This window comes from Streptomyces sp. NPDC051219 (assembly GCF_040682335.1).
Lineage (GTDB): Bacteria > Actinomycetota > Actinomycetes > Streptomycetales > Streptomycetaceae > Streptomyces.
This window is the reverse complement of sequence record NZ_JBFBAS010000037.1, coordinates 1-24,039: the sequence shown is the minus strand read 5'-3', so window position 1 is coordinate 24,039 and position 24,039 is coordinate 1. Positions and strand designations below refer to the sequence as shown.

The following is a 24,039-nucleotide window of genomic DNA, read 5'->3' as shown; positions in this document are numbered from 1 at the left end:
TGGGAACGGCAGCTATGACAGAGACCATCATCTCCAGGCGTGACCTTGACTTCATGCTCTTCGAGTGGCTGGACGTCGGGTCGCTGGTCGGCCGCAAACGATTCGCGGAGCACTCCGTCGCGACCTTCAAGGACGTCTTGGCGCTGAGCGAGCAGATCGCGACCGAGCACTTCGCGCCCCACAATCGCAAGGGCGACCTCGAGGAGCCGCGCCTGGTCGCCGGCGAAGTCCACGTGCTGCCCGAGATCGAGCCCGCGCTTCGCGCGTACGCCGACGCCGGCCTGATCGGTGCGACCATGGACTCGTCGGTGGGGGGCTTCCAGCTTCCGCAGTCGGTCTTCAACGGCTGCACGGCCTGGTTCTACGCGGCCAACATGTCGACGGCGGCCTACAACCTCCTGACGATCGGCAACGCGAACCTGCTCCTCGCCCACGGCACGCCGGAGCAGGTCGCGACCTTCGTCGTGCCGATGGTCGAGGGCCGGTACTTCGGGACGATGGCGCTCTCCGAGCCGCAGGCCGGGTCGAGCCTCGCCGACATCACCACCCGCGCCGAGCCGCAGCCCGATGGCACCTATCGCCTTTTCGGCACCAAGATGTGGATATCCGGCGCCGACCACCAGATGGGCGAGAACATCGTCCACCTGGTGCTGGCCAAGGCTCCCGGCGGAGGACCAGGTGCGAAGGGCATCTCCCTGTTCATCGTGCCCAAGTTCCTGGTCAATCCTGACGGCACCCTCGGCGAGCACAACGACGTCGCCGTGGCCGGACTCAACCACAAGATGGGGGCTCGGGCGACCGTCAACACCGTCTTCGCCCTCGGCGACGGCACCCACTCGCCCGCGGGCCGGCCCGGTGCGGTCGGCTACCTCGTCGGCGAGGAGCACCAGGGGCTGGCGTACATGTTCCACATGATGAACGAAGCCCGGGTGGGTGTCGGTCTGAGCGCCGTCTCGCTCGGTTACACGAGCTACCTCAAGTCGCTCGCCTACGCGAAGTCACGGCCTCAGGGACGCCCGGTCGGGGAGCGCAACCCCGACCGCCCGCAGGTGCCGCTGATCGAGCACGCCGACGTGCGCAGGATGCTCCTGACCCAGAAGTCCTATGCCGAGGGCGCGCTCGCGCTCGTGCTCTACTGCGGCTGGCTTCTCGACGAGCACAAGACGGCTACCGACCTCGAGGCGCGCGCGCGAGCCGCGACCCTGCTCGGCCTGCTCACCCCGATCGCCAAGAGCTGGCCGGCCCAGTGGTGCCTGCGCGCCAACGAGCTGGCCATCCAGGTGCACGGCGGCTACGGCTACACCCGCGACTACGACGTGGAACAGCACTACCGGGACAACCGCCTCAACCCGATCCACGAGGGAACCCACGGCATCCAAGCGCTCGACCTGCTCAACCGCAAGGTGCTCGGTGACGGGGCCGAAGGCCTGCGCATGCTCGCCGGGCTCGTGGGCGAATCGGCCAGCCGCGCCCAGAAGTCGCCGCTGCCCGAGCTGCGCGCCATGGGCGACGCGCTGGCCGGTGACTGGGACCGGTTGCTGCGCACGACGGAGAGTCTGCGCGCGGTGCCGGACGTGGCGGCCCGGCTGGCGAACGCGTCGGTCTACCTGGAAGCCACCGGTCACCTCGTCATCGCGTGGATGTGGCTCGATCAGGCTCTGGTCGCGGCCAGCGGCACCGACCCGTTCCACCGTGGCAAGCTGGCCGCGGCCTCCCACTTCTTCCTGCACGAGCTTCCGCACGCGCGGGTCCAGCTGGACCTGCTGGCGGCCAACCATTCACCAGCGCTGTGCATGCGCCCGGACGAGTTCTGAGGAAGGTGCCATGGGTACGGCGCGCCCGTATCCCGTGGTTTCGCGCACTACCTCTCCCGCTGTCCTCGTCGACGGCGAGGACAGCGGGAGAGCGTTCGCCCTGACCGAGGATGCAGGCCGAGAGCTTTCAGGGCCCGATGCACGTCCACAGCCGGGAAAGTGAGACGTTCTACGTCCTCGAAGGCACGCTCAGCGTCCACACGGCCGACGTGTCGGTCGTGCTCGGACCGGGCGACTCCTTCACCACCCTCGACGACATGGTCCACCAGCCAGCCGCCGACTCCATCGGGAGAGCGAGTGCGCCCGGTGGCTGATGATCTCGGCGCCGGCCGGCTTCGAGAACCTGATGCGGGAGGCCGGGGTGCCCGCGGGGGCGTTGACTCCTCCCCCGCCCGGCGTGGTCCCCGACGCGGCGGCGAACGAGGGTGCCTCCGCCCGCCACGGAGTGAGCCACCTCTGGCCGACCCTACGGCTCCCGGGCCGCACCCGCCTGCGTCAGGGCCTCAACCTCGGCGCTGTCGTAGCCGAGCTCGAGCAGGACCTCGCGGGTGTGCGCGCCCAGGTTGGCCGGAAGTCGGCGGATCGAGTTCGGAGCGTTGGTGAAGCGGACCGGGTTGTTGAGCAACCGTATGCGTCCCTCGGTGGGATGGTCATGTTCGGTGAGCAGCCCGGCGTCGTACAGGGCGGGGTCGTTGACGAGATCCTGGGTCGTCTGCACCCGGCTGCACGGGACGTCCGCGGCTTCGAGAAGCCGCATCCATTCCTCGGACGACTTCGACTTGATCACGGGGATCATCATCTCGTAGAGCTCGTTCAGGTGTGCCGAGCGCGCGTGGACGGTGGCATAGCGAGGGTCGTCGAGCAGGTCTGCCCGATCGATCAGTTTCAAAAAGCTGCGCCATGCCCGGTCGGTGTAGGGCGCGACCGTGATGGTGCCGTCCGCCGTCTCGAACGGCTTGCGGTTGGACGAGACACTGCGTGGGTAGATCGCCGGAGCCAACGCGGGGACGAACGACTCGCCGGCCAGATGTGGACTGAGGTTGAACGACGCCATGGCGTCGTACATCCGGACCTCCACCTCGTCGCCCTTGCCGGTGACGCTCTTGCGGTACAGCGCGGCCAAGATCCCGCCGAGGGCGAAAAGGCCGCACGTCAGGTCCGCCATCGGAAGCCCGACGTAGCTCGGCGTGCCCGTCAGTGCGCCCTGCAGTGCCACCGCCCCGGTGAGCGCTTGGATCACGTCATCGATGGCCGGCTTCGCCGCATTGGGGTTGTCCTCCCCGTAGCCGACAACCCGGCAGTAGACGATTTCGGGATTGATCTCCTTGAGGTCCTCATAGGTGATGTTGAGTTTAGCCAGGGCGGCCGGGCGGTAGTTGACGACGAAGACATCGGCCTGGGCGACCAGCTTACGAAGCGCCTCCTGGCCCTCCGGTCGTTTCAAGTCGAGGACGATGCTTCTCTTGTTCCGGTTGAAGATGAGGAAGTTGGCCGACATGTCGGGGTTGCGCTGCGACCCGACCGAACGCGTCAGGTCTCCAACGGGACTCTCGACCTTGATCACGTCGGCGCCCATGTCGCCCAGGAACTGCGTGGCATAGGGACCGACGATGACCCGCGTGAGGTCGAGGACCCGCACCCCCGCCAGGGGACCCGCCGCGGCCCGCGCGGTCGCCGCCGGCGGGTTGGGCGACTCGTCACTCATCGGACCCACCGCCCACGGTGATCTGGGTGACCGTCGGGTCCACGCCGTCGTTGCGCCGCTTCAGCGCCGCCGCCATGCCGCTGTCGCGCAGGGTCCCGTGGAAGTCGCCGCCACGGCTGCCCGCCGCGTGGGCGTTGACGTTGTTCCCTATCCCGATCATGCCGTGCAGTCCCATGATCTCGTACATCCGATGAATCCCCTCCTTGTAGGCGGCGATCGTCTCCAGCGTGAGACCCGAGGCCGACTCCGCCCAGCGGGCGACCTCGCCCGGCAGCTCATCCAGACTCACGACCCGCTGAACCAGGCTGAGCTGATGCGCGGTGTCGGCGTCGAACCAGCTGCCCATGAGCAGCAGTTGCTTGATCACACGCATCGGAAGCTGGAAGGAGTAGATCGCCAGCGGGTGGTTCTGACTGCCCATCCGCGCCTGCTCCCAGCTGAACCGCGTGCCCTCCGCCGCGATGACGAAGTCGAAGGGTGCCAGCAATCGCTGGGCGTACGGCCCGACGAAGCCGTGCACCCCGGCGATGAGCGTCTTGTGGAAGTACCACGAGCGAGGCAGCGATGGCTCGTGCATCGCCGGCGGTGGCCACAGCCGCTTGCTCGCGCCGTGACGGCGTCGCGGCCTTTCGGTGATCTCCACCGCCCCCGACTCATCGGGCTCCCCCGATGGGGCGGCGTCCTCAAAGGTGGCCGCGAACTCCTTCATGTCCGCACCCGCAGAGAAGACGGGACCACGCCCCTGCAGGGTGACCACCTTGATGCTGTCGTCGCCGGCGGCCAGCTCGAGGACGTCATCCCACTCGTCCTCGACCGCGGTCGACAAGGCGTTGCGGACCTGGGGACGGTTGAGCCAGCAGTCCAGGACGGCTCCGCGCTTGACTACCTGGATGAATTCGAATTGTGCCATGGGTAACCCTTCACCTATCGTCGGCCGGTCGCATGCTCGTGAACTGCTTCACCGCGCCATAGTTCGCCAGGACCTCGTCGAGCTCCGGGGTGCTCTCGCCATAGACCTCGAGAGCCCGGCACGGTCACCACCCTCATGTAGCTGGCGGCGAGCGGGGTGCTCCGGCTGTGCCGCAGCCAGGCCTCGACGTCGACATACGTCGCGAGCTGCACGAGCACGGACTCCGTCGCGTCGGCGTAGATCTCGTACGCCGACGTCCCAGGCAGACTGCTGGCGAACTCAACCTGAGCGACCGCGATCCGTGTCGCCTCCGACCAGCAGCCCTCGCCCGTCACGACCGATCGGCATTGCAGAGCCACACCACCACGCCCCCTTCCACAGCTCGTTCTTCGTTCTCCCGCGGCTACGAGGCCGACAGCCGACCGGGCTCGATCACGGCCCGGCCGCGGAGCTGGCCCGCGCCCAGCAGTTCCATCGCGCGTTCGATCTGGTCGAACGCGAAGTACTCGTTGTCGATGCGCAGCAGGCCGCGCTCCGCGAGCGAGACGACCTCCTCCAGCTGGCCGACCGTCGCACCCATCCGCCAGGAGACCTCGGCCCCGATGGCCGGCGCCTTGGACCAGGAGAGGCGCACGTCGGCGTCACCCATCCCCACCAGTGCGATCTTGGCCAGGGGCGCGGCGCTGGCCAGCGCCGTCTGGATCGACGACGCGTTGCCCACGAAGTCGATGATCGCGTCGGCGCCGCGGCCACCGGTGAGGTCCCGCACCGCCTCGACCGTCGTGGGGCCGGACTCGATCGCGACGTCCGCGCCCAGCTCCGTGACATACTCGCGCCGCCCCGCGGACGGCTCGGCGACGACGACGCGGGCGGAGGTCAGCACCTTGAGGTACTGCACGGCATAGGAACCCACGCCGCCGGCACCGATGACCAACGCGGTGGCGCCCGGCGCGAGCCGCTCGATGACATGCGCGACCGCGCCGTAGGAGGTGTGGCCCGCGTCGGCGAGGGGGGCCGCCACGCGCGGCTCCAGGTTGGTCAAGCCGACCAGCTCACGGTCCGGCACGACGACATAGCGCGCGAACCCGCCGTCGATGCCGACTCCCCGTCCACCGGTGGCCTTGGGGCACAGGTTGTCGTGGCCACGCACGCAGTAGCGACAACTGCCACAGCTATGAATACCGGTGGCCAGAACCGCGTCGCCGACGCCGAAGCGGGTGGCGCCGGGCCCGACGGCGGCGACCACACCGGCGTTCTCGTGGCCAAGGGTCCACGGCGGTGACGACCCCCAACCGCCCGGCGGCAGGCGCAGGAAGTGCAGGTCGCTGGCGCACAGCCCGGCTCCCTTCACCTCGAGGAGAATCTCGCCGACACCAGGTTCGGGGACGGGCACACTCTGGTAAGCGCCCTTGCCCCAGCCGATGATGCGGTAGGCATCCATCTGGGTCATGATGCTCCCCTCACCTGGTCGGTAATGGAGTGCTCGCACCCGGCGGGCGACCAGAACGCCGCAGCGGATCGGAAAGCCCGCTCGGCGAACTCTTCCGGGCTCCAGGCACGCATGCTCCGCGAGACGATCTCGACCCCGACCAGCCCGTCGATCCCGTTGCGGAGCATGAGATCGACGAAGCCCCGCAGGGGAAAGACGCCGTCGCCGGGAAGAAGCCGGTGGTCCTTGGCGACGTCGACGGGTACGCCGGCCAGCGGACCATGATCGTTGAACTGGATGAGCGGCACCTGCTCCGGGGTGAGCCCGGCGAGGTCCTGAAGCGACGATGACCCGTTGAACACGTGCCAGGTGTCCACCGCAAGGCCGACTCGCTCGCAGCCAAGGCGCTCCACGACGTGCAGGGCGGCGGTGACATCGGCGACGGGGAACAGGGGGCTGAACTCGATCGCAAACGACACCTCGGCGTGAGCCGCACGGACCAGCGCGATCAACTCCCGCGTCAGCGCGACGCAGTCCTCTGTCGGTGGCACGAAGAAGACGATCGGCACGACATCGGGCTTCAGGACGGCGACCCGCCGGCATAGCGCCCGCACACCGGCCAACGTCTCGTCGCGCTCGGCGAGGACGCGCAGGGACTGGATCTCGCGACAGGGCAGCCCCACCCGGTCGCAGATCGACGCGAGCCGTTCGAGACCGCCCGGTTGCGCCTCGCACGCCTCGAGCGAGTGCCGGTCGAAGGCGATCCACGAGAAGCCCGCCGCGTAAGCGGCGCCTACCTGGCGCTCCAGGCTCGGCGGATCGGGAGCGAACTTCGGGGCGAATTGAATTGTCTCGTAGCCCAGCAGCACCATGCGAAGGACCCCTCTCGGCGGTCGAGAATCAGGCTTCGCGGCCGATCAGCCGTTGGCAGGACGACCGTGGTATCAGTTCGACCCGGATGGCCCCGGCGAGCGTGACGTAGGCGGCCGTCGGAAGACCGTCACGGTGCATCACGCCCTCCTCGGCGAACCCATGCTCGGCGAGTCGCTCGATGTCCCCGACGAGGTCGTCGGTGAAGTAGCCCAGGTCATGCAGGCCGACCTGCTGCCAGAGTCCGTCGTCGTCGCGCTGGATCAGCTCGTAGTGGAGGGGGCCGTTGTCGCTGTAGACGGCCCCGGCCCGCATTTTCCGGCATCCCTGGGGGGTGAGGACATCGGGGGTGGGACAGGCGCACTCCCGCCAGGCCAGGCCAGGCGAATCGCCATACTGCTCCATTCCCTTTTGGAGATCGTCCACGACGATGCCCACGTGGAACAGGTCCTCGTGCCGAAGCAGCATCACAGCGCCTTCCGTGCCGTCGTCAGAAAGTGATCGGAAGTGAGTGGACGCCGTGCACGGAGCTCTCGTACTTGAAGTTGACCTCGTCCAGCGGCACCGCCATCGCGAGATTCGGCAACCGGCGGAAGAGTGTTTGCAGCGCGACGTGCATCTCGACCCGGGCGTAGGCCTGGCCCAGGCACTGATGGATGCCAAACCCGAATGCCATGTGCCGACGGACGTTGCCGCGTCGGATGTCGAGTCGGTCGGGCTCGGGGAAGACGCGCGGGTCGCGGTTGGCGGCGTAGAGAAGCGCCCGCACGCCTTCGCCGGCTCGGATGATCTGCTGCCCGATCGTGACGTCCCTGGTTGCCACCCGACCCACGAGCGTCTGGGCGATGGTGAGGTAGCGAAGGACCTCTTCGACGGCTGTCGGAAACAGCTCGGGGTGGGCCCTGAGGTCCTCGGACTGATCGGGGTGCTCCAGCAACAGCATGGTCGCCAGCGTGATCATGTTTGCCGTGGTCTCGTGACCGGCGATGAGCAGCTGCCGGCCGAGGTCGACCAGCGTCACCCGGTCGAGGTTCCCCGTGAGCATGTGGTTGTGCACCAGGTCGCTCAAGATGTCGTCGGCCGGGTTGTCGATCTTCTTGGTGACAAGGTCGTCGAGGTAGGCGAGGAGCTCGGTAGTCGCCGACGCGACGTCCTTGCCCGGCGTGGCGAGCCCGAGCCTGGTTGCCGAACGTTCCTGGAAGAAGAGGTGGTCTTCCTCCGGCACGCCGAGGAGCCAGCAGATGACCGAGGTGGGAATGGGCAACGCGAAGTCCTGCACCAGGTCGACCGGGCCGTCCTTGGCGAGCATGTCGTCGATGAGACCGTCGACGCGGGCCTGGATGCGCGGTCGCATTTCCTCGGCCCGCTTCACGGTGAACCACATCGTCAGCATCCGGCGGAGGTTGTCGTGATCGGGCGGGTCCATGCTGATCAGCGACTTTTCCTTGTCCTCCTTGCGGGTCCGCCCCTGAAACACCTCCGGGTAGCCGTCCTTGGTGGTGTCGGAGCTGAACGCGGGGTTCGTGCACACGGCCGCGACGTCGTCGAACCGGGTGATGAGCCAGGCGAGCTTGCCGTCGAACAGCTCGACCTGAGCGATGGAGTCGTGCTCGCGCAGGTCGCTGATCTCGGCTGGAGGGTCAAACGGGAGCGTGCGCTGGATAGGGAAGCGCGTGACAGTCTTCGGCATGAGTTGACCTCGATTCTCGGGCGTCGGCTATTCGTGGAGGGCGATGCACTGTGCCGGGCAGACGACGACGGCATCGCGCACTGCCTGGTGGAACTGCGGGGCCGGCTCGGAGTCCAGGAGGATGACCAAGCCAGTCTCGTCCGACTGGTCGAAGATGTCCGGTGCGGCGAGGACGCACTGTCCCCCGCCGCAGCAGCGGTCAAGGTCAATCTCGATCTTCATGGTTCCTCCGAGTGCGATGGGTGTGGTTACTTGAGCTTCGGAAGCACTTCGTGGCCGAGGATCTCGATCATGTCGAGCACCTCGCCGAGCGGGGCGCCGCCGGAGTCGAGGTAGAGCAGGTTCGTGTCGACACCGAGGGTGTCGGACAGGAACAGCAGGCGCTCGGTTACCTCAGCGGGCGAGCCCACGACGGCGGAGCCGTGGGTGACCGTCCATTCGAAGTCCAGCGGCTCACTCTTGAAGCCCGGCGTCTGGCTCTGGACGAGCGCGCCGAACCAGTCGTGGTAGGCGACGAATCGCGGCTTCCACCGCTCCCGAGCCTGCTGGCTGGTCCGAGCGACGTTGACGTGCCAGCACGCGCCAATCTTGGGCTGGCTTCCGTTCACGCTCTGGAACGCCTCCTTGTACGCCGCCACGACCGGGACGAAGCGGTCCGGTGTGCTGAAGCCGCTGGGCAGGACAAGCGGGAGCCCGAGCCGGGCGGCGAGATGCGCCGTCTCCACCGACCCGCCGCCTCCGATCGACACGGGCGGGTGCGGCCGCTGGATCGGCCTGGGCTGCAAGGTGACGTTGTTCAAGTCTGGGCGTGACAGCCCGCTCCAGGTCACGGACTCCTCGGTCCAGAGCCGAAGGAGGAGCTCGACGTTCTCCTCGAACAGCTGGCGTGAGTCGTCGAGCTTCTGGCCGAACAGCTCGTAGGTCTTGGCAAACAAGTTGCCGCGGCCGACGCAGATCTCGGCCCGGCCGTTGGAGACAAGGTCGAGGACGGCGTAGTCCTCGGCGGCGCGGAGGGGGTCGATGTTGGCCAGCAGCGTGACGCCAGTGCCGAGCCGCAGCGTGGAGGTGCGCGCGGCGACGGCCGCGAGGAGGATGGGCGGGCTCACGCTGACGAACGGACCGGCGTGGTGCTCGCCGACGTTGAAGCCGTCGAAGCCGGCGGCCTCGGCGGCGACGCCTGACTCGATCACGGCGCGGTGACGCTCCGCGACACTGGTCGAGGCACCGGTGACCGGGTCCGGGAGGTGGTCTCCGAAGGCGAGGAGATGTGTCTTCATGCGCGCGCTCCTTGTGCTCGAACAACGGCCGCCCGGTTCTTGGAGACTATTCCAGACATCAACTGGCGAGAAGCGCTGAGTCGAACCGTTTTCCATCCACTGTCTGGCTCAGAATCGGGTGTAGGCGCCATCGACGACCAGGGCGTCGCCGGTGTGAAAGGTCAGAGTGGGATCGGCGAGGAACGCGGCGACGGCGGCCATGTCCTCCCCGGTGCCCCACCGCTGGACCGGGGTGCGCCGGCGGGTGTACTCGCGCACCTTGTCGTAGTTCTTGGCTTCGATGAATCCCGCGCCGGGGCCGACCAGGTCGGTGTCGGTCCACCCGGGAACGAGCGCGTTCACGCGCACCCCGTCGGTGGCGAGCTCGACGGCAAGGGCACGCGACAGCGCCTCGATGCCCGCCTTACTTGCCGCGTAGTGCTCTTTGCGGGCACCACCGTAGAAGTTCGTGATCGACGAGACCGGGATGATGGCTCCCCCACCGTTGGCCACCATGTGTCGGGCCGCCTCGCGCAGGCACAGGAATGTCCCGTCGAGGTTGACCGACAGAACGTCGCGCCACTGTCGCAGTGTCATGTCAACGAAGGCGACCGTCTCGCCGGGCACGCCGGCGTTGGCGAAGAAGGCGTCCACCCGGCCGAGTGCCGAGACACTCTCGGCGAACGCCGACCGCACCTGATCCTCGTCCTGGATGTCGGCGGAGATGGCGATCGCGTCGGCGCCGGCTGCGTGCAGCTGCGCGAGGGCGGCCTTGTTTTTCTCGACGCTGCGGCCCCAGATCGCCACCCGGGCGCCCGCCCGGGCCACACCGCGGGCCAGGCCGAGGCCGATGCCGCCGTTGCCTCCCGTGACGATGACATTCCGGCCGGTGAGGTCGTGGGGCATCCTCGCTGGTGTGACGGGCGGCGAGTCGTTTGAGGACGTCATGGTTTGCCCTCCAGGGGCCGGAGTTGGGGCGCACGAGGCCGTTGCGCGAGCTACTTTGATTGCCGTACGGTTGGATCGTATGGCATTCGAGAATTGAGCACTAGATAGCCAGTCAGTCGGATTCAATCCCAGAGAGGTGACCGGGGATGGCAACCACTCCCGAGGCAGTCCGTCTGCCGCGTGACACCGTGACGCCGCCGGAGCGGCGGGAGTACTACCGGGCCGCCGGCTACTGGAACGCCGACACCCTCGCCGACCGCTTGGCTCAGCACGCTACCGACCACCCCGACAAGACGGCAGTGGTTGATCTCGCGGGAGACCGCCGGCGCAGCTACGCGGAGCTGCACCGGGATGTGTGTCGCATGGTGGGCGCACTGGTCGAGCTGAACGTACAGCCCGGTGACGTCGTGGCCGTGCAACTGCCGAACTGGTACGAGGCGGTGGTGGTCGACCTGGCGGTGCTCGCTCGTGGCGCCGTGCTCAACACCATGTTGCCGATCTACCGCGGCAAGGAGATGCGCCACATGCTCTCGACGGCGGGCACCAAGCTTCTGGTGACGCCCGGCGTCTACCGCCAGTTCGATCACGCGGGTCTGGCCGCACAGCTCGTCTCCGAGCTGCCGGAGCTCAACGCGCACCTCGTGGTGCCGGACCCGACGGACCCGACGGCGTTCGCACGCATGATCGCGGGCTACGAGGCGACGCCATATCCGCCCAACACCGAGCCCCAGGCGGTCTCGGAGCTTCTCTTCACCTCTGGCACGGAGTCGACGCCCAAGGCGATCATGCACACGGAGTGCACCACCGAGTCGGGCGTGCGCGCCGCCGCCGAGGCGCTCGGGCTGACCGGTGACGACACTGTGTGGATGCCGTCACCGGTGGGCCACTCGACCGGGTTCAACTATGGCCTGCGGATGGCGATCCATCACGGCCTCACGCTGTGCCTGCAGGATCGGTGGGATCCCGCCGAAGCGGTGCGCACCATCCAGAACGAGCGTTGCACCTACACCGTCGCCGCGACCACGTTCCTCTCCGACCTCCTCAACGAGGCGGAACGGGTCGGTGCCGACCTGTCGTCGATGCGGAAGTTCTCCTGTGGTGGTGCCGCCGTGCCGCCGCATCTGGTCAGGAAGGCGGCCACACGGGGAGTGACGGTGCTGCGCCTCTACGGGTCGACCGAGGTGCTCATCGGCTCCTGGAACCGTCCGGAGAGCCCCGAGGTCAAGCGGACCGAGACCGACGGCCTGCCGTTCGACAGCGTCGAGCTCGAGGTGCGCCGCGACGGCAAGCCCGTGGTGGGTGAGCCGGGTGTCATCTACGTCCGAAGCCCCAGCGCCTGTGTTGGATTCTTCAACGACCCCGAGCGCACCGCGAAGACCTTCGACCCGGACGGCTGGGTCGAGTCGGGCGACCTCGGCGTTCTTGACGAGGACGGATACCTCACCATCGTGGGCAGGATGAAGGAGATCATCATCCGGGGTGGCCTGAACATCGCGCCTCGCGAGATCGAGGAGCTGATCGTCAAGCTTCCCCAGGTCGCCTCCTGCGCCGTGGTACCGGTGCCGCACGAACGTCTCGGGGAGGTCGCGTGTGCCTGCGTCGTACTTCACCCCGGAGCCACGCTTGCACTGCGGGAGCTGACCGACGCGCTGCGGGCCTTCGGCCTCGCGGCGTTCAAGCTTCCCGAGCAGTTGGTCATCGTCGACGTGCTGCCGACGACGAGCACCGGCAAGGTCCAGAAGAACGTACTGATCAACCAGATCCTCGGGCCGCGCGGGTACGCCTGATGCGTATCGATGTGGTGCTGCCGCAAACGGAGCTGCCGGGCTCCGCTGCGGAGGTTATAGGTTTTGAGACCCTCGCCGACCGGGCCGGCTATGGGCGCCTGCGCCGCTGCTCTCGGCGCGGACCAAGCGCCACCCGGTCGACCGAGTGTCGATCGCGCCCCGACCGGCCGTGCCCCGCGCATCTGGTTCGACGGCGGTTCCGAACGGGCCTACGCACGGGCCGTCCGGCTCGGCGACGGGCTCATCCACCCTGCCCCGGGGGGAGCGGGGCGACTTGGCCATGCGGCGGTTGACGGCACTGCTGGAGGAGCGCGGGCGTGACAGGTCCGGGTTCGGCGTGGCGGTACTCGATCACCTCGCGGCACTCGGCGTCGACCGGGTCGCCTTCCGGACCATCGGCCAGGGCCTCGACTCACCGGCCGCGCACCTGGAGGCGGTGGAGGAGTTCGCGGCGGTCGTCGCGGACAAGCAGGGCCTGGCGCCCGGCGAACCCCTGACCTGGCGCGTGGAGAGAAAACAGGCCTGGCGGCCAATGGCCTTGATGAGAGGGAACCAGTGACACTCCGTACAACCGACATCGCCGCCGCACTCGTGCCGGTGCTACGGGACGCGCTCGCCACGCCCGTGGTCGATGTGTCCGACCTGGCGCGGTACGGCGATGGCCACTCGGGAGACACGTACTCCTTCGTCGTGACCACGGACTCGTCTCGCCGGCAGATGGTCCTTCGACTCTCGCCGTTCGGGGTGGCACCCAAGGGGCCGGCCGATGTGGGACGCCAGGGCAGGATCATGGCTTCGCTCAGCGCCGCCGGGGCTCCCGCGCCACGGGTCATCGCGAGCAGCAGCGAGCCGGCACTGGCGGGGCGTGCCTTCGCCGTCATGGAGCTGGTCGAGGGCCGCGCGTGGTCGACCTTCCGCGAGGTCGCTGGCGACGTCGCCACCGCCCAGGCGGCGGTTGCCGCGTTGAAGGCGATCCAGGCCGTGCCCGTGACCGCGACAAGCCTGTCCGGCGATCCCTACGAGGAGGACCCGGCGTTCGAGGTCAGGCGTTGGGGGCCGTTGATCGACCGTTCGCAGGAGGAGCTTCACCAGCCCGGCATGGCACTGGCGACCGAGCTCACGGCGCGCGTGGGCGACGCCGGTGCCGTGACGAGCCCGGTCGTGGTGCACGGCGACTTCCACTACGGCAACCTTCTGTTCGACGACACGTCGGTTGTCACGGTGCTCGACTGGGAGATCGCGACGGTTGGGCATCCCGTGACCGACCTCGCCTGCCTTGCCGTCGCGTCGATGCGCCGGCGCTACGCACCCGACCCGAACCCCACCGGGAGCGTCGAGGTCTCGTTGCCCGACCTTGCGGAGATCTACGGCGTCGATCCGACGCGGTTCGCGTGGCACGTCGCCGCCTCCTGCTACAAGTACGCGGCGATCCTCGGCTACAACCTGAACCTGCACCGTCGGGGCAAGAAGCACGACCCGATCTACGAGTCACTCCAACACACGGCATGCGGGCTGCTGGACGACGGTCTGGAGTTGCTGCGCGATGGCCCCGATTCCCTCTGACCCAAGGAGCTCCTGACATGACCAGCGGTTGTGGTACGCGTCCCGCATTCGTCGGCAAGACCGCGCTTTCAGGCGTCGGGTACACCGATCTGACCGCGTCCGGCGGCCGGTCGGTTCTCAGTCTCGCGCTCGAGGCGTCCCGAGCCGCGTTGGCGGACTGTGGCCTCACGCCGGCCGATGTCGACGGCGTCATCACCTACAGTCTGTTCAACGACTCGGTATCCAGCCAGGCGGTCGCGACCGGCCTGGGGTGCGGTGACCTGAGCTACGTGCTCGACCTGAACAACGGCGGCTCCCAACCGGGATTCGCCGTCATGAACGCGGCCATGGCCGTCGCCTCGGGGTTGGCGAATACGGTGATCGTCTACCGTGCCTTGAACGGCCGTACGGGCAAGAAGGTTGGATCGACGCACTTCGAGTCGCCCAGCGGCCAGTTCAGATACCCGATCGGGTTCTCGTCCTACCCGTACTACATCGCCATGTGGTCCCGACGCTTCATGATTGAGACCGGGGCGACAGAGGCGGACCTGGCCGGCGTCGTCATCGCCCAGCGCGAGTACTCCGCCCTCAACGAGCGAGCGGTCCGCCGGAACCTCCTCACCGAGGACCAGTACTTCGCGCGAGGCTATGTCGTCGAGCCGTTCCGGGCGGTCGACTGCACGGTCGAGGTCGACGCTGCGGTCGCGGTCGTCGTCACCTCACTGGAGCGGGCGCGTGATCTCAAGGTCCCGCCGGCGGTGCTCGAAGGAGGAGCCTGGGTCACCGGGCGCGGGTCGGGGCTCGACATTGCCGATGTCCACTACTGGCCCGACCTCAGTCGCAACTGCCAGCACATGCTGGCCGACCGGTTGTGGGCCTCGGCCGGTCTCGGCCCCCAGGACATCGATGTCGCCGAGATCTATGACTGTTTCAGCCCGGCCGTTCTCTATGGCCTGGAGGCCCTTGGATTCGTCGAACGAGGCGGAGCCGGCGCGTTCATCCGGGAAGGCAACACGAGGCTCGGCGGCCGGCTGCCGACCAACACCCACGGCGGCCTGCTCAACGAGGGATACGTGCACGGCATGAACACGGTGACGGAGGCCGTGTATCAGATCCAGGGTCGAGCCGGCGCCCGCCAGGTGTCCGGTGCCGCGACGGCCGTCGCCACCTCCGGTGTTCTCGTTGACGGATCCGCCATCGTGCTCAGGAAGGATTCCTAGTGTCCCAGCCACTGCAAGAGGTCACGGTCGCTCCCGACTTCGACCCCGACACCGCCTGGTGGTGGGAGGCGCTGGAGGCGGGGGAGCTGAGGATCCCACACTGCCGGGCATGCGAGCGCCACTTCTTCCCGCCGATCCCGGCGTGCGCGCACTGCGGTAGCACCGACATCGACTCCAGCGTCTCCACCGGCGAGGGTCGGGTCTACTCGTGGATTGTCGCCCACCACCCACTCGACGAAACCTTCAAGGGGCACACGCCCTACACCGTCGTGGCGGTGGAGCTGGAGGCCGAAGGAGTCCGGCTCTTCGGCCGGATCGAAAACGGCCCGCTCGACGAGGACACGCGGGCCAGGGCTTACGTCTACAAGGTGTCCGGCTCGACGCTGCTGGGCTTCGAACGAACTGACTCGCGCGCGCCGCGCTCGAGCTGACCCTAAGGGGAGTTATCCATGGTCATTGCGGCGGACGTATCGAATCGATCCCTTGCCGACCTGTACTCGCTCGCCGGCCGAGTCGCCGTCGTCACCGGTGGAGGGCGGGGTATCGGCGTGGCCATCGCCTCTCGCCTGGCCGAGGCGGGGGCCGCGGTCGCGGTCGCCGACATCGACGAGTCCACGGCGGAGCACACGACGGCAAAGCTCACCGCCGGCGGGGCGACGGCGATGCCGGTGACGATGGACGTCACATCGCCGCGGTCCACGCGCGCAGCCGTCGAGGCGATCCGCGCCGAGCTCGGCGAGATCGACATCCTCGTCAACAACGCTGGGCTGCTCGCCGTGCCCGCCCCCTACGACGAGATCCTCGACGAGGACTTCGACCGCACGATGGCGGTCAACGTGCGTGGCGCGCTCAACGTCAGCCGGGTCGTCGCACCGTTGATGGTCGCCGCGGAACGGCGGGGGGTCATCATCAACATGGCCTCCACCGCCACCTACCGCTACCCGAACCCTGGCACCCTCGTCTACACGACCTCCAAGCAGGCCGTGAACGCCATCACCAAAGGTCTGGCGGTGGAACTCGGCCCTGCCGGGATCCGGGTGCTCGACATCGCGCCGACGGTCGTAGAGACACCGGGCTTGGCCGATCTGCGGGAACGCAGTCGCGCCAAGGCCGCCGAGGCGGGCAGAACGGTCGAGCTGGGCAATCCCGATGCCTTCCGCCACCTGCCGCTGGGGCGCATCGCCGTACCGGACGATATCGCGCGGGTGGTCGCCTTCGCCGCGAGTGACGCCGCGATCCTGATGACGGGATCGACTCTGGCCGTTGACGCCGGTTCCATGGTCGTTCGGTGAGGTGAGTGGTGAGACACAGATGAGCGCGAGTTCCGCGTCGTTGCCCTGGAAGCCGGCCGAGCCGTTCACCGTGCACGTCAGCCAGGAGGTGCTCGACGACCTGCGTGAGCGGCTGAGCCGCACGCGCCTCGCCCCGGACCTCGACAACGACGACTGGAAGTACGGCGTCAACGGGGCATACCTCAACGAGCTGGTGCGCTACTGGCGCGGCGAGTTCGACTGGCGGGAGCAGGAACGTCGGATCAACCAGTTCTCCCACTACAAGACGGAGATCGATGGACTGCCGATCCACTTCATCCATCAACGGGGCACGGGACCCAACCCGATTCCGATCATCCTGACCCACGGCTGGCCGTGGACCTTCTGGGACTTCCACGACGTCATCGGCCCGCTGACCGACCCGCTCGCCCATGGCGGCGACCCGAACGACAGCTTCGACGTCATTGTTCCGTCGTTGCCGGGCTTCGGATTCTCGACGCCGTTCACCCGCACGGGCATGACCATCTGGGAGGTCGCCGACGTCTGGAAGACCCTGATGGTCGACGTTCTGGGCTATGAGAAGTTCGCCGCGCACGGCGGCGACTACGGGGTCATGGTCACCGCGCAGTTGGGGCACAAGTTCGCCGAGCACATGCTCGGCCTGCACTTCGCGCCGCGGCCCTTGCCGCTCCACTCGTTCAACACCGACCGTCCCTGGGCGGACCTGTTCGCCAATGCCATTCCGTCCGGGGTGGGTGACCGCAAGACGTTCGTCGAATATGAACGACGCAAGGTCGGGCATGTGGTGGCCCACGTGCTGGATCCGCAGACCCTCGCGTACGCGCTGCACGACTCGCCCGCGGGCCTGGCCGCGTGGCTGCTGGAGCGTCGACGGTCGTGGAGCGGCTGCGACGGCGACGTGGAGTCGGCCTTCACCCGGGACGACCTGCTGACGAGCTTCACGATCTACTGGGTCACCGAGTCGTTCGTCAACACCGCCCGGCTCTATCACGAGAACGCCGAGCACGGCTGGCATCCGTCCCATGACCGCACACCCGTGGTGGAGGCGCCTACCGCCGTGACCGTGTTCGCCAAGGATCTGCCGCCCGGCGCGTCCATGAGCTGGATGGGCGACTACTTCAACCTGCGGCAGGTCACCGAGTCGCCGACGGGTGGGCACTTCGCTGCCGCCGAGGAACCAGGGGTTGTCGTGCGCGACATCCGCGCGTTCTTCCGCCAGTCGCGCTGACGCTCAGCAGCGCTGGGGGCCGCGCCGAGCATTGTCGCGGCCTTCGGCTGTTATCGACCCGTGTATTCGGGCGGCCTTCGCTCGAAGAACGCCCGGACGGCTTTTTGGCGTCGTCATACGCCGAAAGCTCGCCGGTCACGCCCTGCTCGAACTCGTAGCCGGAGTTGAGGTCGAGGTACTCGATGGTGGTCAGGCTTCGTTTGGCGAACCTGATCTCCACGGGGCTGTGGCGTGCGATGCGGTGGGCCAGGTCGTCGGCGGCCTGCTCCAGGCTGTTGTCCGTGACCACGCGGGCGCGCGGCGCGAGCTTCTCGACGGATTCGAGGACCGCCTTCATCTCCTCATACATCGCGACGGTGAGGGCGTTCACCGGTCGCCGACGCATGGTGACGGTCGCGACGAGACGCTCTGTTCCCACGGTCAACTTCTCGGCCGTAGAACGACCGAGCTTGTTGACTCGGTCTTCTACGCCTTGTCGCGCTCCCGGCTGTCCCCTACGACAGGACGGCCACGGGTCGCATCTACCAGCAAAGGGAGGTGTTCAGGTCCTTTGTGGTACGGGTCCGTTGACGAGAACCCACGCCGAGCGTCCGCGGTTGCGCACGTTGACCCCGGCGACGTGGTCGGCCAGGCCAGCGAGCCCGCACCGACGACAGCAGAAGGCGTCCCGGGTGGGACGGTTGTTCCTCGCCGTGTGCCCGCATCTTGGGCACATCTGCGAGGTGTAATGGGCGTCCACCCAGATCACCGGCACCCCGGCCCGCCGGGCCTTGTACCGGATGTGTTCTTCGAGCTGGTGGAACGGCCAGGAGGAGAGCGTGGCCCGCTGGTCACGGGAGGGCCGTACCCGGTCACGGATGCCACTCAGTTCTTCGAGGGCGATACCGCGTCCGGTGCGTTGTGCGACGGCCACGATCTCCTTGCTGATCTTGTGGTTGACGTGGGTGGCGTGCCGGGCTTCTCTCTTCGCCCGGCGCTTGGCCCGCCGGGTAGCGGAGCGGGTCTGCTTCGCCTGGAGTTCGGCGCGCTTGCGGGCGTGCCAGCGCCGGTAGCGGCCAAGACGGCGGCCCTGGTAGTTGTCCCCGTCGGACGTGGTGGCGAGGTTGGCGATCCCCCGGTCCACACCGATCCAGTCCACCGGATCGGCATTGAGCGGCGCTTCGGGCACCTCGCAGGTGGCGACCAGGAACCACATGCCGTCACGGTGCACAAGATCCGACTCGCCCCGCCGGTACTTCGCCAGCATCGCCAACCGGCCCGGATGGCCCGTGTACGGCACGTTCTTGATCCGCCCGGCCACGGTCCAGATACTGACCGTCCGCGCGTCGTGCTGCCACGACAAGATCCGGTCGTCATACGGCTGGGCCGCATCGGAGCGGAAGACGATCGGCTTGGACTCCGCCCGGCTGCGCCGCCTCGACCCGGCCGGACCAAGGTTCCCCGCCCGAATGTTCGCCCGTAACGTGGCGTAGGCATCCACCACCTTCTTCACCGTGCGCACAGCCGGCTGCGCAGCGAGCCCGAACTCGGCCTTGAGGCGGGCGTAGACGAGCTTTTGCAACTCGTTGCGGGACGTGATGCCCCGCTCGTACGCCACCACCGATACGGCATCAGCCGCCCGGTTGCACACGGGCAGGGTCGCCGCCAAAGCCGCCGCCACCTCGGGCGACTGCAACAGCTTCACCTGCACCACGACCTTCACCCCATCAACCTAACCACCACCACTGACAAACAGCCGAAAGCACAGGTCACGACGGACATGCAGAGAACTCCGCCGCTTCGCGGCTCCGCGCCAAGGACCCATTCCTCCCCGCCCTGAAGGACTCCGTTGGCAAAAGGACGGGCGGACATTCTGGCTCGCACTCTGGCTGTGAGTGGATCACTTGACCTGCGGGGCCGTGAGTCAAAGTGACCCCCCGGCCAGCAATTCGTCCCTTTCCCAACGGAGTCCTGAAGGACGGGGCCTCCTGGGAGAAATCAGGTGAAGAACTCAAAGCCGGTCATTGGGCCCGGTCACCCCCGCATGTACTGGCCGCCGTTGGCGTCCAGCAGCTCGCCGGTCACGGAGGCGGACAGTCGTGAGGCAAGGAAGAGCACGGACCCCGCGACGTCGTCGGGGTGGGGAATGGCGCCGAGGGGGATCTCGGAGAGCGCCTTCTCGATGTAGGGCAGCCGGGCGGGGTCGTCGCGCCACTGATGGACCTGCGATGTCTCCATCCAGCCCGGCACAACGGCGTTGACGCGGATCTGCTCCGGCCCGAGCTCGAACGCCAGGGTGCGGACGGCCTGGTTGAGGGCGGCCTTGGTGATCGCGTAGCCTCCGCGACCCCGCGCGGACACCATCCGGGTGGTCATCGCGCTCACCATGACCACGGCCGCCCGCTCGGACGTGCGCAGGAGGGGAAGCGTCTGCTGGACGAGCGCGATCGGGCTCCAGACGTTCACCTCGGCGAGGGCGCGCCAGTCGTCGATGCTGGCATCGGCGATGTCGGCGCTGGCACCGATTGATGCCGCGTTGTAGACGAGGACGTCCAGGCCCGTAAGTTGCTCGACGACTCGTGACCGGTCGGCGGCCGACGTCAGGTCTGCCTGGATGCCGGTGGCTTTCCCGCCGTCGCCCGCGATCGCGTCGAGCGCCTGCTCGACCGACTCGCGCCGACGGGCGACAACGGTGACCTTCGCGCCGGCTCGGGCGAGCGCGCGGGCAATGGAGGAGCCGAGGCCGGGCCCCACGCCGGCCAGCAGGACGGGCGCGTCGCGCAGCCCCAAGAAGTCTTCGCCCATGTGCCCTCCACAGAACGTATCCGGCAGGATAGAATGGAATTCCAGATTTTGGCTGCTGGATCATAGCAGTCAGCATCCGATTCAGTCATGAGCGCCCAATCCAATCTGCGGAGGAGCCCGACCCCATGTCGCGGAAGTTGTCGTTTGACCAGCTGGCGGCGGCGAAGGACCATGACCTCGGCGTGAGTCGATGGCTGTTCGTCGACCAGGGCCGCATCGATCGGTTCGCGGACGTGAGCGAGGACCGCCAGTGGATTCATGTCGACACCGAGCGCGCCGCTGATGGACCGTTCGGGATCACGATCAGCCACGGCTATCTCACGCTGTCGCTCGTGGGGACCCTGGTCGGGGAGTTGCTGGACGTCGAGCCGGACGTGGTGCTGGTGAACTACGGGCTCGACCGGGTCCGCTTCATCGCGCCGGTGCCGGCCGGGTCGCAGCTGCGGGCCCGCGCTCGCATCGCCACGTCGGAAGCCACCGCACACGGGCTGCGCCTCGTGCTGAGCGCACACGGTGAGATCGACACCGCGCAGAACCCCGTCTGCGTCGCGGACACGGTGGTGCTGGCCCGCCGCTGAGGCGGGCGTTGTCAGGCGAAGGCGGCGAAGCTGGCTGGAGGTCGGCCGCGACCTGCTCTGGTCGCTCCCGGCGAGAAGTGGCCGCCGGTGCGATGGGACGCTCGCCATCTGAGGTTGTAGTACTCCTCTACCCACGGGCCGGGCTTGCGCGCGTGGTGTTCGAAGGTCGACAGGCCCGTCGGCGCGCTGACGGCCCTGGGTCCAGGTTTGCGCGACGGCCGCCAGGGACGTTCCACCGCGGGCGGGTAGAAACACAGCTGCTCGCCACCGAGTCGCCCATCCAGTCGAGCATCGTCGTGGTGATGAGGTCGTCCTTGGTGTAGACCGACTCGAGATCGCCGCCGCAGTCCCTCCAGGCTCGCCGACGCTCGATGAGCCACGAGCAGAGTCCGACCGGTGAGTCGACCAGTCCGTGCGCGAGCGTCAACGGATCGAGCACATGAACGGCGACGTGCGACGCCGCCTTCCGTTCGAACTCCAGCAAGCGCGGCTGGTCGTGCGGCACCAACGCCTGCCGGGCCGCCTCGAAGAGGTCCCAGGGGCGCGACGTCCCCCACACCTCGAGCCCGGCGGGTCGTCGAGCAGCGAGTCCGCGACGCGGAGCGTGAACCGACGTATCCGCGCAGAGCCGCTCATCGCACCCACTCACTCATCGACCAAGGTAGTTGGCGGGTCGCTTCTCGGCGAAGGCGTTGAGTCCTTCGACCACGTCGTGGGAGGTGGTCGCGTAGTCGAAGACCAGGTCTTTCTCGAGCTTGAGACCGTCCTCGAGCGGGGAGTTATCCGCGATCGAGATCAGCTTTTTCATCTTCTCCCGACCCAGGGGCGTGTGCCGCGCGATATCGGCAACCATGGTCAGAGTTCGCTCGAGCAGCTCCTCGTCGGGCGCCCGCAACGCGATCAGACCGGTCCGCTCGGCCTCCTCCGCCGAGTACAACCGCCCCGTCAGCAACCACTGCGTCGCCCATGCACTGCCGATCGCCTTCACCAAGCGCTGGCTGCTCCCCGCGCCCGGCAACTGCGCGAAGTTCAGGTGGCCATCTCCGATGCCGGCCGAGTCGGCGATCGTCACCAGGTCGCACGCCAGGGCCAGCTCCAACCCGCCTGCCACGCACGGGCCATTGACCATGGCCACCGTCACCGAGGACATCGTCTCCAGCAGCGCGCACACGGTCTCAAAATCGTCCATGAACCGACGGAACCGTTCTGGATCGCGATACAAGGTCTGATACCCCTTCAGGTCGCCGCCCGCCGAGAACGCCCGGCCCTTGCCGGTCAGCACGACCGCGTCCGGCACCAGGGCGGCGTCGAGAGACATGAATGTCTCTAGCAGCCACGCCAACGCCGCGATAGTGTCTTTGTCGATAGGGTTCAATGACTCCGGGCGATTGAAGCGCACCAACGCGACGTCCGCGCCGGCGCGCCGTACGTGCTCCAACTCCAGCAACGCGTTCGCCGGTCCACCTCCATCCACCGACACCACGTCCGACACCACCAACTCAGACCAGCCAGAGGTCGAGGCGGGCTCGGGCGATGCCGCCTCACGGCGCTCGTCATGCGAACTCGGCACGGACACGTTGGCTCCTTCAGATGATCTCGAGAATGGTGGCGTTGGCCTGGCCGCCGCCTTCGCACATGGTCTGCAAGCCGTAGCGAACTCCGTTGGCCCGCAGGTGATGCACCATCGTGGCCATCAGGCGCGCGCCGGAGGCACCCAGCGGGTGGCCGAGGGCGATCGAGCCTCCTAGCGGGTTGACCAACGCGGGGTCGGCGCCGGTCTCGGCGAGCCAGGCGAGGACGACCGAGGCGAAGGCCTCGTTGACCTCGAAGACACCGATGTCGGAGACCTTCAGGCCGGCCCGGCGGAGCACCTTCTCGGTCGCCGGGATCGGGCCGGTGAGCATGATGTTGGGCTCACTGCCCGCGACGGCGACCGAGTGCACCCGCGCGATCGGGGTCAACCCCAGGCGTGCGGCGTTCTCGGAGGTCGTGATGAGCAGCGCGGCCGCTCCGTCGCTGATCTGGGACGCGTTGCCCGCGTGAATCACACCGTCTTCCTTGAACGGCGTCGCCAGTGTGGCCAGCTTCTCGATCGTCCCGCCGCGACGGATGCCCTCGTCTGTCGTGACCCTCTCGCCGTTGGCGAGGACGACCTCGATGAGCTCGTTCTTGTAGGCACCGGAGTCGGTGGCGGCGGCCGCGCGCTCGTGGGAGAGCAGCGCGAAATCGTCGAGTTGCGTGCGACTCAGCCCCCACCGCTCGGCGATCGTCTCGGCACCTAGGCCCTGGCTCGGGAACTGTGGTGAGTAGCGCGCGGCGTACTTCGCGCCGAGCGGCGACTGGCTGCCGACGGCCGACCCCATGGGCACGCGGCTCATCGACTCGACGCCGCCCGCGACCACGAGGTCGTAGTGGCCGGCGATGACCCCGGCGGCGGCGAAGTGGACGGCCTGCTGCGACGACCCACACTGCCGGTCCACCGTGGTGCCGGGCACGGACTCGGGCCAGCCGGCCGACAACACCGCGGTGCGGGCGATGTCGAATGTCTGCTCTCCAACCTGGCTCACACAGCCCCAGACAACGTCGTCGACGAGCGAGGGATCGATGGCGGTTCTGTCGGCGATGGCTTCGAGCACCGTCGCGGACAGGTCGGCCGGATGGATGCTGGACAAGGCGCCGGCACGCTTGCCGATCGGCGTGCGCACAGCCTCAACGATGACCGCGTCTCTCATGTCCACTTCCGTTCTGCGAGTCAGGGGTGCTGCCGCACCGCTGGAAGCAGGGGCACCGTGCACATGCTACACAAAAGCTGATTCGTAAGGCTAGAAGTCAGTTCGAAATTCAGACACATGAGGACGTTACCTGGGAAGTGGATTCGAAATGAAGGCCAAATTCTGCTGACCAAGCCGGTTGTGCTCGACCACGTCGCGACCCGCGACCGGCTGCTGGGTGCCAGCCGCGAGCTGTTCGCGTGGATAGCCGAAGG

The 24,039-nt window shown here is 67.8% G+C and carries 24 protein-coding genes; 10 read left to right on the top strand and 14 right to left on the bottom strand.

Going from position 1 to position 24,039, the window contains the following annotated elements:
- Window positions 1-14: 14 nt before the first annotated feature.
- Together AB0M62_RS29160 and AB0M62_RS29155 are read left to right on the top strand one after the other, a co-directional pair.
- Window positions 15-1,814: an acyl-CoA dehydrogenase gene (locus AB0M62_RS29160; RefSeq protein WP_366077299.1), complete on the top strand. Its 1,800-nt coding sequence runs from the start codon at window positions 15-17 to the stop codon at window positions 1,812-1,814.
- 110 nt (window positions 1,815-1,924) lie between these two features.
- Window positions 1,925-2,128: a cupin domain-containing protein gene (locus AB0M62_RS29155; RefSeq protein WP_366077298.1), complete on the top strand. Its 204-nt coding sequence runs from the start codon at window positions 1,925-1,927 to the stop codon at window positions 2,126-2,128.
- A gap of 152 nt (window positions 2,129-2,280) precedes the next feature.
- Here the strand turns inward: AB0M62_RS29155 and AB0M62_RS29150 are convergent, their stop codons facing one another.
- From AB0M62_RS29150 to AB0M62_RS29110, 9 genes are all read right to left on the bottom strand, one after another.
- On the bottom strand, window positions 2,281-3,519 hold the full coding sequence (locus AB0M62_RS29150; protein ID WP_366077297.1) for a CoA transferase: 1,239 nt from the start codon (window positions 3,517-3,519) through the stop codon (window positions 2,281-2,283).
- A complete protein-coding gene (locus AB0M62_RS29145; RefSeq protein WP_366077296.1) occupies window positions 3,512-4,429 on the bottom strand; it encodes an enoyl-CoA hydratase-related protein in 918 nt (305 codons plus the stop codon). Before AB0M62_RS29145 ends, AB0M62_RS29150 begins: the two co-directional genes overlap by 8 nt.
- Before the next feature lie 403 nt (window positions 4,430-4,832).
- A complete protein-coding gene (locus tag AB0M62_RS29140; protein WP_366077295.1) occupies window positions 4,833-5,879 on the bottom strand; it encodes an alcohol dehydrogenase catalytic domain-containing protein in 1,047 nt (348 codons plus the stop codon).
- Window positions 5,876-6,730, bottom strand: a complete 855-nt coding sequence (locus AB0M62_RS29135) for a TIM barrel protein (RefSeq protein ID WP_366077294.1) — start codon at window positions 6,728-6,730, stop codon at window positions 5,876-5,878. The genes AB0M62_RS29140 and AB0M62_RS29135 overlap by 4 nt, the downstream gene beginning before the upstream one ends.
- Before the next feature lie 28 nt (window positions 6,731-6,758).
- Window positions 6,759-7,196 carry a VOC family protein gene (locus AB0M62_RS29130; protein WP_366077293.1) on the bottom strand — a complete coding sequence of 146 codons (438 nt, stop codon included), beginning with the start codon at window positions 7,194-7,196 and terminating at the stop codon, window positions 6,759-6,761.
- A 22-nt stretch (window positions 7,197-7,218) separates the two neighbouring features.
- Window positions 7,219-8,418, bottom strand: coding sequence for a cytochrome P450 (locus AB0M62_RS29125; protein ID WP_366077292.1), 1,200 nt, complete (start codon window positions 8,416-8,418; stop codon window positions 7,219-7,221).
- 27 nt (window positions 8,419-8,445) lie between these two features.
- Window positions 8,446-8,640: a ferredoxin gene (locus AB0M62_RS29120; RefSeq protein ID WP_366077291.1), complete on the bottom strand. Its 195-nt coding sequence runs from the start codon at window positions 8,638-8,640 to the stop codon at window positions 8,446-8,448.
- A gap of 26 nt (window positions 8,641-8,666) precedes the next feature.
- Window positions 8,667-9,695, bottom strand: a complete 1,029-nt coding sequence (locus AB0M62_RS29115) for an LLM class flavin-dependent oxidoreductase (RefSeq protein ID WP_366077290.1) — start codon at window positions 9,693-9,695, stop codon at window positions 8,667-8,669.
- Between the two features lie 108 nt (window positions 9,696-9,803).
- The gene (locus AB0M62_RS29110; RefSeq protein WP_366077289.1) at window positions 9,804-10,622 is read right to left on the bottom strand and encodes an SDR family NAD(P)-dependent oxidoreductase; all 819 of its coding nucleotides are present in this window, start codon (window positions 10,620-10,622) and stop codon (window positions 9,804-9,806) included.
- A gap of 146 nt (window positions 10,623-10,768) precedes the next feature.
- Between AB0M62_RS29110 and AB0M62_RS29105 the strand changes: the two genes are divergently transcribed.
- The 7 genes from AB0M62_RS29105 (at window position 10,769) to AB0M62_RS29075 (ending at window position 17,691) form a co-directional block, all read left to right on the top strand.
- Window positions 10,769-12,409 (top strand): AMP-binding protein, encoded by a 1,641-nt coding sequence (locus AB0M62_RS29105; protein ID WP_366077288.1) that lies wholly within the window; start codon window positions 10,769-10,771, stop codon window positions 12,407-12,409.
- 280 nt (window positions 12,410-12,689) lie between these two features.
- Entirely contained in the window at window positions 12,690-12,968 is a 279-nt protein-coding gene (locus AB0M62_RS29100; RefSeq protein ID WP_366077287.1) for a hypothetical protein, read from the top strand.
- On the top strand, window positions 12,965-13,972 hold the full coding sequence (locus tag AB0M62_RS29095) for a phosphotransferase family protein (protein ID WP_366077285.1): 1,008 nt from the start codon (window positions 12,965-12,967) through the stop codon (window positions 13,970-13,972). Before AB0M62_RS29100 ends, AB0M62_RS29095 begins: the two co-directional genes overlap by 4 nt.
- A 17-nt stretch (window positions 13,973-13,989) precedes the next feature.
- The gene (locus tag AB0M62_RS29090) at window positions 13,990-15,171 is read left to right on the top strand and encodes a lipid-transfer protein (RefSeq protein ID WP_366077284.1); all 1,182 of its coding nucleotides are present in this window, start codon (window positions 13,990-13,992) and stop codon (window positions 15,169-15,171) included.
- On the top strand, window positions 15,171-15,602 hold the full coding sequence (locus AB0M62_RS29085; RefSeq protein ID WP_366077283.1) for a zinc ribbon domain-containing protein: 432 nt from the start codon (window positions 15,171-15,173) through the stop codon (window positions 15,600-15,602). The genes AB0M62_RS29090 and AB0M62_RS29085 overlap by 1 nt, the downstream gene beginning before the upstream one ends.
- Before the next feature lie 18 nt (window positions 15,603-15,620).
- A complete protein-coding gene (locus tag AB0M62_RS29080; protein WP_366077282.1) occupies window positions 15,621-16,463 on the top strand; it encodes a glucose 1-dehydrogenase in 843 nt (280 codons plus the stop codon).
- Between the two features lie 19 nt (window positions 16,464-16,482).
- A complete protein-coding gene (locus AB0M62_RS29075) occupies window positions 16,483-17,691 on the top strand; it encodes an epoxide hydrolase family protein (RefSeq protein WP_366077281.1) in 1,209 nt (402 codons plus the stop codon).
- Here the strand turns inward: AB0M62_RS29075 and AB0M62_RS29070 are convergent.
- The 3 genes from AB0M62_RS29070 to AB0M62_RS29060 form a co-directional block, all read right to left on the bottom strand.
- Entirely contained in the window at window positions 17,597-18,061 is a 465-nt protein-coding gene (locus AB0M62_RS29070) for a hypothetical protein (protein ID WP_366077280.1), read from the bottom strand. The two genes, AB0M62_RS29075 and AB0M62_RS29070, sit on opposite strands and share 95 nt — an antisense overlap.
- Window positions 18,062-18,232: 171 nt before the next feature.
- Window positions 18,233-19,393 (bottom strand): transposase, encoded by a 1,161-nt coding sequence (locus AB0M62_RS29065; RefSeq protein ID WP_366077279.1) that lies wholly within the window; start codon window positions 19,391-19,393, stop codon window positions 18,233-18,235.
- Between the two features lie 311 nt (window positions 19,394-19,704).
- A complete protein-coding gene (locus tag AB0M62_RS29060; RefSeq protein WP_366077278.1) occupies window positions 19,705-20,475 on the bottom strand; it encodes an SDR family oxidoreductase in 771 nt (256 codons plus the stop codon).
- A 125-nt stretch (window positions 20,476-20,600) separates the two neighbouring features.
- Here AB0M62_RS29060 and AB0M62_RS29055 point away from each other — a divergent pair, with 125 nt between their 5' ends.
- On the top strand, window positions 20,601-21,053 hold the full coding sequence (locus tag AB0M62_RS29055) for a MaoC family dehydratase (protein WP_366077277.1): 453 nt from the start codon (window positions 20,601-20,603) through the stop codon (window positions 21,051-21,053).
- A gap of 649 nt (window positions 21,054-21,702) precedes the next feature.
- On the opposite strand, the gene AB0M62_RS29050 is transcribed toward AB0M62_RS29055, so the two are convergent.
- Window positions 21,703-22,629, bottom strand: a complete 927-nt coding sequence (locus AB0M62_RS29050; RefSeq protein ID WP_366077276.1) for an enoyl-CoA hydratase/isomerase family protein — start codon at window positions 22,627-22,629, stop codon at window positions 21,703-21,705.
- A 10-nt stretch (window positions 22,630-22,639) separates the two neighbouring features.
- On the bottom strand, window positions 22,640-23,785 hold the full coding sequence (locus AB0M62_RS29045) for a thiolase family protein (RefSeq protein ID WP_366077275.1): 1,146 nt from the start codon (window positions 23,783-23,785) through the stop codon (window positions 22,640-22,642).
- Between the last annotated feature and the right edge of the window lie 254 nt (window positions 23,786-24,039).